9 protein-coding genes are annotated in these 10857 nt (G+C 59.1%); 6 read left to right on the top strand and 3 right to left on the bottom strand.

Annotation, left to right across the window (positions count from 1 at the left end; translation table 11 throughout):
- Positions 1-3791: alpha-2-macroglobulin family protein (locus AB4043_RS08925; protein ID WP_442306890.1), on the top strand; the 3791-nt coding region annotated here is incomplete at its 5' end.
- A gap of 6 nt (positions 3792-3797) precedes the next feature.
- Complete coding sequence (locus AB4043_RS08930) at positions 3798-4331, top strand: hypothetical protein (RefSeq protein WP_442303165.1); 534 nt, start codon at positions 3798-3800, stop codon at positions 4329-4331.
- A 300-nt stretch (positions 4332-4631) separates the two neighbouring features.
- Here the strand turns inward: AB4043_RS08930 and eat are convergent, their stop codons facing one another.
- Positions 4632-6008: an ethanolamine permease gene (eat, locus tag AB4043_RS08935; protein ID WP_442306891.1), complete on the bottom strand. Its 1377-nt coding sequence runs from the start codon at positions 6006-6008 to the stop codon at positions 4632-4634.
- A gap of 170 nt (positions 6009-6178) precedes the next feature.
- Positions 6179-6334 carry a hypothetical protein gene (locus tag AB4043_RS08940; protein WP_442303163.1) on the bottom strand — a complete coding sequence of 52 codons (156 nt, stop codon included), beginning with the start codon at positions 6332-6334 and terminating at the stop codon, positions 6179-6181.
- Between AB4043_RS08940 and AB4043_RS08945 the strand changes: the two genes are divergently transcribed.
- Positions 6333-7196 (top strand): hypothetical protein, encoded by an 864-nt coding sequence (locus AB4043_RS08945; RefSeq protein WP_442306892.1) that lies wholly within the window; start codon positions 6333-6335, stop codon positions 7194-7196. The genes AB4043_RS08940 and AB4043_RS08945 overlap by 2 nt on opposite strands.
- Positions 7114-7755: a hypothetical protein gene (locus tag AB4043_RS08950; RefSeq protein ID WP_442306893.1), complete on the top strand. Its 642-nt coding sequence runs from the start codon at positions 7114-7116 to the stop codon at positions 7753-7755. The genes AB4043_RS08945 and AB4043_RS08950 overlap by 83 nt, the downstream gene beginning before the upstream one ends.
- A 137-nt stretch (positions 7756-7892) precedes the next feature.
- On the opposite strand, the gene AB4043_RS08955 is transcribed toward AB4043_RS08950, so the two are convergent.
- The gene (locus AB4043_RS08955) at positions 7893-8792 is read right to left on the bottom strand and encodes a transaldolase family protein (RefSeq protein WP_442303161.1); all 900 of its coding nucleotides are present in this window, start codon (positions 8790-8792) and stop codon (positions 7893-7895) included.
- 395 nt (positions 8793-9187) lie between these two features.
- Between AB4043_RS08955 and AB4043_RS08960 the strand changes: the two genes are divergently transcribed.
- Together AB4043_RS08960 and AB4043_RS08965 are read left to right on the top strand one after the other, a co-directional pair.
- Complete coding sequence (locus AB4043_RS08960) at positions 9188-10126, top strand: alpha/beta fold hydrolase (RefSeq protein WP_442306894.1); 939 nt, start codon at positions 9188-9190, stop codon at positions 10124-10126.
- Positions 10127-10141: 15 nt separating this feature from the next.
- Positions 10142-10795, top strand: a complete 654-nt coding sequence (locus AB4043_RS08965; protein ID WP_442303159.1) for a leucine-rich repeat domain-containing protein — start codon at positions 10142-10144, stop codon at positions 10793-10795.
- The last annotated feature ends 62 nt before the right edge of the window (positions 10796-10857 follow it).

Consider the following 10857-nt stretch of genomic DNA (forward strand, 5'->3'; position numbering starts at 1 on the left):
GCGGTGTGGAGATGAAGCTGCACGTCGATGCGGACGATCATCACGGTAACCGGTCCACAAATACGATCAACCTCAATACGCGGTACGGTGGCGGTGTGGAGATGAAGCTGCACGTCGATGCGGACGATCATCACGGTAACCGGTCCACAAATACGATCAACCTCAATACGCGGTACGGTGAGGACCAGGTCCTGCTGCGCGTCGCCCATGGTGTCTATAAGCCTGGCGATTTGATACGAGCGACGGTCTTCAGCACGCGGCAGAGCGGCACTGCTTACATCGACATTGTGAAGGATGGGCAGACCATCCAGACACGCGACGTCGACATCGTCCACGGCCGCGCGGAACTTTCGCTCCGTGCCACGCCACAGATGGCGGGTACGTTGAGTATGCATACGTACATCTTCGGCGGCGATGCACAGACCGTGGCAGATCATCGCATGATCTTCGTGCAGCCTGCGGATGAGCTGCACATTCAGGCCACAGCCGATGCAGCCAGCTATCTGCCGGGTTCAGAAGCGCGTGTGCGCTTCCATGTCACCAATGAGAAGGGCGAAGGCGTGCAGGCGGCGCTCGGACTTGAAATCGTAGACGAAGCTGTCTTTGCGCTGGCGGAGAAACAGCCTGGATTTGCCAAAGTCTTCTTCTACCTGGAAGAGGAGCTGTTGAAGCCGCGCTTTGAGATCCACTCCCTTTCCATGAACGATGCCGTCGTTCCAGCGGACGCGTCCCAGCAGGATGCACATGACCGCGCCGCGCGGGTTCTGTTCTCCGCAGCGGAGGATGTGCGCGAGCACGCGGTTCGAACAGAGGCAATCCAGGCGCTGCCGTTGGCACAAACCTTCGCCTTCCATGACCGTTATCAGGCGGCGTACACCGAGCACGTTCAGCTTCTTCTGCAGCAACTGCCTCAAGAGGACGGTCACATACAGGATCTTCCTAAACGTTTTGCCCTGGTCAAAGAAGACGAAGGCAGTAAGCCGCACGATGCCTGGGGAGTATCGCTTCGTGTCGAGCCTGTCTGGCAAACGACGCGGCGCCAGAATTCATTGCTTCGCTTCTATAACATCCGAAGCGCAGGCCCCGATCACAGGTTCGGGACGCAGGATGACCTTATAACGATGGTCAGCGGCTCAGGCGATACCTTTTCTGAGCAAAGACCCGGCGCTATGGAATGGCGGTTGGAACATGATCGTGGGCCGCTGAACGGACGCAGCGAGATCACCGGCGTCATCACTGATGCCAGCGGCGCCGTCATTCCCAACGCCTCTCTTCAATTGCACCGCATCGACGCAGCCGGCACATGGCGCGGCACCTCCACCAAGGACGGCTCGTTCCGCTTCGCTGCGCTTACCAGCGGTCGTTACCGGCTCAAGATCTCGGCTTCGGGGTTTGCCTCCGCCGCCGATGAAGTGACCTTGCGGCCGCAGGACCGTGCGATCGTCACCTGCACGCTTGCAGTTGGTTTCGTCACGCAGAGCGTGGAGGTCGCCACGGCGGCAGCGCCTGTGGTGATGACACAGAGCGCTGAGATGGTGCAGGTTGTCAATGGGCGTGAATTCGGAAATCTGGCACGGATGGCTCCGAGGGCCGGGGCCGCATTGGCCCATGCGGACAGTAGCGCGAAGGCTCCTGCGTCCGAAGGCAACGCCGATCATGTGCGCTCTTACTTCCCGGAGGCGTTGTATATCAATCCGGAGATCATTACCGATGGTCATGGCAACGCCAGTATCGGCATTCCGATTGCCGACTCCATTACGACATGGCGCATGGCGATGTTTGCTTCTACCAAGGCAGGAACGCTGGGCAGTGGCGTCTCCAGCCTGAAGGTCTTTCAGGACTTCTTCGTGGACCTCGATCTTCCGGTCACGTTGACACAGGGCGACTGCGTCTCGATTCCCGTCGCTGTCTACAACTACACCTCGGGCCGGGGCGAGGTAACGCTCTCACTACAGCAGGAGGACTGGTTCGATCTCGTCGATGACAACGCGGAGAAGCACGTCAGTATCGATGCGGGCAAAGTCGGCGGCGAACAGTTCACGCTGCGGGTGAAGCGTCTGGGGAAGTTCAAGTTGACCCTTGCCGCTCATCTGCAGGGTGAGTCAGATCGCAAGGACACGGTCGTCCGTGAGATTGAGGTTGTGCCGAACGGACAGCAACAGGAGGTAGTCTTCAACGGACGCCTGGAGTCGACCGCGCAACATAGCGTGCGTTTCCCGCAGAATGCACTTCCCGACGCCAGCAAGCTCTTCGTACGGCTGTATCCAGGCCCGCTCAGCCAGGTGATTGAAGGCATGGACGGCATTCTCCAGATGCCGGGGGGCTGCTTCGAGCAGACCTCATCGAGCACCTATCCGAACGTACTGGCGCTGGATTACATGAAGCACACCAAAAAGCTGACACCCGAAGTCCATGCAAAGGCTGAAGGGTACATCGCCAACGGATACCAGCGTCTGCTCACCTTCGAGGTACCGGGAGGAGGATTCTCGTGGTTCGGCAATACACCGGCCAACAAGATCCTGACGGCATACGGCCTGATGGAATTCCGCGATATGTCGCATGTTTACGATGTCGATCCGCGCGTGCTTGAGCGCACGGGGGCGTGGCTTGCGGCACAACAGCAGCGTGACGGAAGCTGGAAGCCCGATACTCAGTTCATCAACGAAGGCGCGACCAACCGTTACAACTCAGATGCATTGCGCATTACCGCCTATCTTGCCTGGGCACTGGAAGGAGATAGCGAACAGCATGCCGCTGTCGAGAAAGCGAAAGGCTACATCGTCTCGAATCTGGATAGCGTGACCTCAAATAAGACCGATGCATACACACTGGCGGTGCTTGCCAACTTTGCCGTAAGCGAGGACAAGCACTCAGAGCTGACACGCCGCGTCCTGCAACGGCTGGCGGATGCGCGTACCGAAAAGGGAGAGCAGGCATGGTGGAGCAGCGCTGAAACAGGGCTCTACGCAACCGGCGACTCCGCCGCGGTGGAGACCACAGGCCTGGCTGTACAGGCGCTGCTTCACTCCGGGCAGTATCCCGAGATTGCACGCCGCGCGCTGGCATGGATCCTCAGCAAGAAGAACAGCTACGGTAACTGGGGCTCAACCCAGGCCACCATCATGGCGTTGCGCGCTTTGCTGCTGGCCTCTGAAGGAAGTGCAGGAGACGCAAGCGGCAAGGTACAGGTGCTGCTGAACGGTGAGGCCGTGCAGACTCTGAACCTCGATGCCGGAAACAATGATCTGCTCCATCAGTTTGTCCTACCACAGCCAGGAACAGGCGCCGAGAATGCGGTGGAGCTGCGCTTCACCGGCTCAGGCAGCATGGCCTACCAGATCGCCGGCCGTTACTTCACACCCTGGCCGGTGAAGAAAGACGCGCCTGCGCTCTCCATTGATGTAGCGTATGACCGCACGCATCTGGCACAAAACGATGTCGTGACGGCAACCGCCACAGTGCACAGCAATCTCGACAAACGGGCCAACATGGTGATGGTCGATCTTGGGATTCCTCCGGGCTTCGATCTGCAGAGCGAGGATCTGCAGCAGATGGTGGAGAAGACCGCGAACAAACCGACCGGACGGCTGGAGAAGTTCAGCCTTACGGCCACCCAGGCGATTCTCTACTTCAACGCCATCGGCGCAGGCGAGACGATGACGCTGAAGTTCCGGCTGCGTGCGAAGTATCCCATTCGCGCCGCCAGCTTTGCGTCGCATGTGTACGAGTACTACGATCCGGCGGTCAGAGGCACGGCCAAACCGGCACAGCTTGAAGTTACGGCGAAATAGGAGCTCATGATGAAGATCGCCATCCTTTCCATACTTACGGCTCTGCTTCCATCGGTTACATACGCACAGCAGCCACATGGACCCGAGCTACAGTTCAATCCACGGCGGTGGCACACACTCAATCCGATCTGTCCGGTTGTCTTTGGAGCGCAGGCCAATGCCGCTCCACTCATGACACTCGCGGCGGACGGAAGCTCCACGCCGGTGCGGACTGTCTCGCTGCAGTTCGGCATGAGAGATAGCCGCACCATCGACAGCGCGACCGTTACGATTCGCGGTGTGACGCAATCGCATCTGTATCTTAAGACCGGGAAAGGTCCGGAAGAGAAGCAAGAGCGCACCTTCCACATTGAGTCACGCGCAGGATCGAATGGATTCACGCAGAGCGATCTCTCGGTTTCTGGCATTATGTCGTTACGTACGGCTGAGATTACGGAGATCCGTTTTACCGACGGAACGAGCTGGCGTCCGACCGGCATTGACGGGTGCGTTGCTTATTTCAATGGAGTTCACCTGGTGAATGCGGATTCGATGAAGTAGCGCAAGGAGAATAAAGAGCGCTGAAGGCGCGTTCTATACCAGCCTGGGGCGTAGCCCCAGGTACGCGAATAGCGAAACGGTAAGAGGGCTGAAGGCCCGACCTATAATCACCAATCGTCACAAAGGAAACGGTTCGTGAAACCGTTGTATGCCTATCGAAACGATGCGGTCGGATTGAAGGCTGTTATATGGAGCGGGCCTTCAGCCCTTTAACATCTTGTGGACACTGAAACCTGGGCGTTGCCCCAGGCTGGTATAGAGCGCGCCTTCAGCGCTTTAAATCGCCTTTTTGATCGAGCATCACCTCTCCTGCATGACGCGGTCGCGGCTCTCGCGCTTCTGCCGTCTCGACCAACCCAGGCGCAGGCCGAGGTAGCCTGCGACCAACAGGCCTGCGAAGAGCATCGCGATCAGGCGGTTGTAGTAGACCAGGCTGGCCAGGCAGATGCCGGCTGCGATCAGAGTCCAGATGGGCAGCAGCGGATACAGCGGAGCGCGGAAGGGGCGGGCCATCGCGGGCTCGCTCTTTCGCAGGCGGAAGAGTGCCAGCATGCTGACGATGTACATCACCAGCGCTCCCAGCACCGACATGGTGACGATGTTGGCGGTAAGCGGCTGGCCACCGAACTGAATCCAATTGTCACTATAGATGGCTGCGATGCCCACCACCCCGCCGGCGAGGATGGCAATGTGGGGTGTGCGGAAGCGCGGATGGATCTTGCCGAGGAATGATGGAAGATAGCCGGCGCGTGCCAGGGCGAAGATCTGCCGCGAGTAGCCAAAGACGATACCGTGCAGCGAGGCCACCAAACCAAAGAGGCCGAGCCAGACCAGCATGTGCAGCCATCCACTGCTGCCGCCCACCACAATCTTCATCGCCTGCGGTAGCGGGTCGTTGATATTGGCCAGCACGCTCCAGTCGCCGACTCCACCGGCAAAGACCATCACGCCCAGGGCAAGAATCAGAAGCGTGATGATGCCGCCGATGTAAGCGATAGGAATGGAACGCGCCGGGCGCTTCACCTCTTCTGCCGCCATTGCTACACCTTCAATGGCGAGAAAGAACCAGATGGCGAACGGCACTGCTGCGAACATGCCGACCGCCGTATGCGCTGAGAGGTGATCGTGGCCTGCCCATCCATGGGCGAGGAAGTTCGTCAGCCGGAAGCCGGGCGCAACCACAGCCATAAATACCAACAGCTCCACAATCGCGAGCACTGTCACCATCAGCTCAAAGCTGGCTGCAACGTGCACGCCGAGGATGTTGATCGCCATGAAGAGCAGGTAGGCGAGGACAGCAGCGTGCTTGGGAGCGAGGCCGGGGAACTGCACATGAAGATACGCTCCGATGGCCAGCGCGATAGCAGGCGGGGCGAAGACGAACTCGACGAGCGTGGCCGCAGCGGCGATGTAGCCACCGGTGTCTCCGAAGGCGCGCTGTGCGTAGGCGAACGGTCCGCCGGCGTGTGGGATCGCGGTGGTGAGCTCGGTGAAGCTGAAGATGAAGGCCGCATACATCGTTGCCACCAGGATGGTGACCAGAAGAAAGYCGAGTGTGCCGGCGCTGGCCCAGCCGTAGCTCCAGCCGAAGTATTCGCCGGAGATGACAAGGCCGACAGCGATTCCCCAAAGCTGCCAGGTGTTGAGCCTGGCTTTCAGGTGCGAGTGATCTTCCAAGGTCGCCTCGTGCGATACGTATGATGTTTGAGCTTATCCGATAACGGTGGCGCGATACACCCACATAAGCTTCGCGTATGTGGGGCACCCGGCCAGAAAGATGAAAAAGCAAACGGTGCGGCGTAACAAAATCACTCCCGGCATGGAGTACCGTTTTATAGAGCGGGCCTTCAGCCCTTTGCCTTTCTGGCTATCTGCGACCTGGGGAGTTGCCCCAGGCTGGTATAGAACGCGCCTTCAGCGCTTAGACCGACGGTCACCTTCTGATCCTGCGGAATGACAAAAATACGGGAAAAGTAGAGTCCGCGATACCATAGCTTGCACATGCGACATGCTGCTCTTTTCTGCGCTTTCTTTGCCACTTCCTTCGCCTTCGCCGCCCCTGTAAAACATACTGCAGGTCCACGCATCGAGATCACGGTTACGCCGGCGGCTGCTGGTAGTGCTCCGCTGACAGGGCGTGTTCTTGTTGCCATCTCGAAGGCAGCCACGGGAGAACCGCGCAATCTGATTGATGAGTCGTATGAGTCGCAGCAGGTCTTCGGCATGGATGTCACCGGGGCTGCGCCGGGCACGCCGATCGTGCTCGATGACGCCAGTGCGTATGGCTATCCCATTCGGCATCTCGCCGATCTGCCTGCCGGCGAGTACACGGTGCAGGCTGTCTTCAATCGGTATGAGGAGTTCCATCTTGCCAATGGCAAGGCCGTCCTGTTGCCGCCTGACAAAGGCGAGGGGCAGCACTGGAATACTAAGCTCGGCAACCCGATGAGCAAGCCGGTCAAGCTGACCTTTGCGAAGGATGCGGCGCTAACGATTACGGCGGACACAACCATTCCCGAACCGCCTACGCCTGCGCCCGATACGAAGTACATCCGTCACGTGCGTATTCGTAGTGAGCTGCTCTCGAAGTTCTGGGGACGTGAGATGTTCGTCTCTGCCATTGTGCTTCTGCCGGAAGGCTTCGACAGTCATCCTGACGCGCATTATCCCACGGTCGTCTATCAGGATCACTTTCATCCCAACTTCAGCGCCATCGGCTGGCGTGAGACGCCGCCCCCTGCGGACCTGCAGGGACGCGAGGCCAGCCGCGCGAAGTGGCAGTATGCCTTTTACCAGGCGTGGACCTTACCAGGGCGCGGACCTTTATACGGACACCAATGCCTACACGCGCTCTGGTCCCTTTGAGACCATCGACATTCCCTCCGATCGGCGCGGCGACTCGCACATCACGGCCCAGATGGCACAGGTGAATCACTACGAGCTCGCTCTTGGATCGCATGGCCGATCGGGCGAACAGTATGACATCTGGCAGGCTGTTTTCTCGCCGCAGGGCGCGGATGGTTATCCCACGCCGATCTATGACAAGGACACCGGCGCCATTGACAAAGAGGTGGTGAAGTACTGGCGCGATCATTACGATCTGGACGCCATTCTGATGCGCGACTGGACGACGCTAGGGCCGAAGCTCGAAGGCAAGCTGCACATCGCCGTCGGCGACTCCGATACTTACTATCTGAATAACGCTGTCTATCTGCTGGAGGCCGATCTGAAGGGCACGCGCAATCCGCATTCGGATGCAACGTTTGATTTCGGTCCGCGCAAGCCGCACTGCTATACAGGTGCGTTGCCGGAGTGGGATGAGAGTCAGGGTGCGGATATGAACCAGCGTGTACTGCCGCTGATGACCCGTCACATGCTGGAGACCGCGCCGAAGGATGCCGATACGAAGTCGTGGGTGTATTGAAGCGATGAACAACCCATTAGTTAGAGGATCGGTATATCCGAGCGTTGCTCGGATGTCCCACTCACGCTACGCGTGAATGGGGCACCCAGTGTATTGGTAGGTCTAAGTAGGTCTGAACGGATATTGAAGCCTTCTCGTTACGACGCTTTCCGCAATGTCGAGCGGTAGTCTTCGACGAACTTGCGGATGCCTTTGTCTGTGAGCTCGTGTTTGATATTGAAGTTTTGCCAGGGCTGGTTCAGATCGATCTGGCGATACTCCATCGGCTTGCCGTTGAACTCGTAGCGGAAGTTTTCATCCGGCATGGGCCGACCAGCCGCAACCCATTCCAGAATCACCTTTGCTGGAACGGTCACGAGGTCAACGCCAATCTGGAAGCAACGCATCAGGTGCGGGATACTGCGAATACTTGCGCCGAGGATCAGAGTGTGGCCGTCGCCCGAGGTGAACATGCGCTTGATGTTCGCCAATAGCTCCATGCCGTTCCATCCTATGTCGTCGAGGCGTCCGACGAAGGGTGAAACATACGCCGGCGCCTTTGTTCCTTTCGTTGCCGCGTAAACCGCCGCGGCCTGCTCCTGTGAGAAGCACAGGGTGATGTTCACGCGCATCCCCTGGGCGACGGACCGCTGCGCAGCCTTCAGACCTTCCGGGGTGCAGGGATATTTGATGTAGGCGTTCGGAATCCAGGTAAACATCTCCTGGCCCTGCTTCAGCATCTGGTCGGCGGTGGTGTCGAAGTCGGCGAAGACCTCGATCGAGACGCCCGCGCTGCCGACCAGAGGCGAGATCTCCTGCACGATCTTGCGGTAGGCGGCGCTCTCCTCGGCTTCCGAGAGCGAGCGGCCGGACTCGACCCGCTTTTTCACTTCGGGGTTCTTGGCGATCAGGGATGGATTAGTGGTCTGGCCGTCGACGTATCCGAGCGCCTCCTTGACCCGCATCGTCTCTGCCGGGTCGCCGCCATCGACGAGAATCTTCGTGGCCAGATGGCTGGAACGGCCATCTTTAGCTTGAGCGGTATCAACGTTTGCCATGTGATTTTCCCCCTCACGGGTTTGCGGCTCGCAGACTCAGGCGACGAGAGGTTGCCGACACACGGCGTCGGCGCCATCCGGCGGTGGTCTCTGGATGCATGCGGACAGGCAGACAGTGGCTTGTGTCCATGCCGAGCCGTCTTCCCCTTAAAAGTTAGACGCCGGATCTCTTCAGCCCGTGGCCTCATGATGCAAATTTGATATCCGGGGGTGGGTTACGCCGGCGTTGCCGGGTACGGTTTATCCAGGAAAACCGAAGGCTCTTCCCATTCTTAGGATAGCAAGCCTGCCTTTTCAGAAACAGACTGTTTTTCGGCCTTGTTTCCGGATACGTTCAACCCTCGGGCTGGAGGAGGAGCGTGCGTCCTTCACCGCCCAAACGGGAGGGAACAAACGTGTTAGTTTCAGCGAACAGGTTCGAGGCTTCCACGGTCGATGCAATCGTAAAGAAGGTTGGCCCGGCGGGCATCGATATCTCCTACCAGCGTCTCGGCGATCCGCTGGCGCCCGCGGTGCTGCTGATCATGGGAGTTGCGGCACAGTCCATCCACTGGCCGGACACCCTCTGCAATACGCTGATCGATTGCGGGCTGCAGGTGATCCGTTTCGACAACCGCGATGCCGGACTATCGACCCACCTCAGCGATGCGCCGTTTCCCAACCTTCCCGCCGCACTTGCCGGAGATCTGTCGTCGGTGTCCTACACACTCTCCGATATGGCGGCCGACGCGGTGGGATTGCTCGACGCACTGGGTATCGGCGAGGCTCATGTCGTGGGCGCGTCGATGGGCGGGCAGATCGCGCAGACGATGGCGATCGAGCATCCCCAGCGTGTCCGCTCGTTGTGTTCGATGATGTCGACGACCGGCAACATGGCCGTGGGCCAGCCCTCTCCGGAGGTACTGCGGGAGCTGTTCTCCGGCGCTCCTGCGGAGACGCGCGAGCAGGCCATCGAGCAGTRTCTGCGGGCGATGCGCATCGTCGGCTCGCCGGGATATCCGGCCGACGAAGACGAGGTGGCAGAACGCGCAGGCCGTGCGTATGACCGGTCGCACGATCGTGTTGCCGCGGCTCGTCAGGCAATTGCGACCGTTGCCTCGGGAGACAGGACAGAGCGGCTGCGGCAACTGCAAGTTCCAACGATGGTGATTCACGGCCTGGCTGACCGCATGTGCGACGTCAGTGGAGGACGCGCCACCGCCGATGCGATCTCTGGGTCAAAGCTCGTACTGATCGAAGGCATGGGGCATAACCTTCCACCGGGACTGCGGCTGCAGCTTGCCGYGCAGATTACCGAGTTTGTCTGGCATGTGGAGCGCGTCTCGCTGCGGTGAGTTTAAGATTTCGTTATGCCCGCAGACATCACGATCAATCTCTGGAAGCAGCATCTTGGCACGGTCCCGGTAGACATATGGGAACAGACGGACACTACCGTGTTGATTCTGGCCGACAACGAGCTGACGGAGATCTCGTCACGCATCGGCGGCATGCAGCGGCTGCGAACGTTGGATCTTGGGCACAACCAGCTTGCATCGCTACCGAAAGAGATCGGAGACCTTACCGAGCTCTCCGATTTTCTCTATCTTCACGACAACCGGCTGACGTCGCTGCCGTCTTCGATCGCCGGACTTACCCGGGTGCGTTATCTGAACATCAGCGAGAATCAGTTCACTGTGTTTCCAGAGAGCGTCTGTCAGATGTCGGGTCTGCTGGAACTGCGAGTGACAGACAATCAGATCTCGAAGCTCCCGGCATCGATTGGCAGGATGTCGCGGCTGCGGGAGCTTCATCTGAGGAACAATCGGCTGCGCACGCTTCCGGGAGAGATTGCGGGCTTGTCAGAGCTGCGGCAGATCGATCTTCGCGGGAATCCGATTGAAGCTCTGCCGGATGCGATTGCACAACTTCCTAAATTGGAAAAGCTGGACATGCGATGGGTGACGTTTGAAGAACCTGCCTGGTTGAGTGATCTGGAAGCGCGTGGGTGTTTGGTTTATCGGTGATGTCTGTGGTTGGGCTTGACGGTATGTACCTCAGCGGCTAAAGCCGCGCCTCTCTCTCGCTT

It is taken from the genome of Terriglobus sp. YAF25 (genome assembly GCF_052113305.1).
GTDB lineage: Bacteria > Acidobacteriota > Terriglobia > Terriglobales > Acidobacteriaceae > Terriglobus.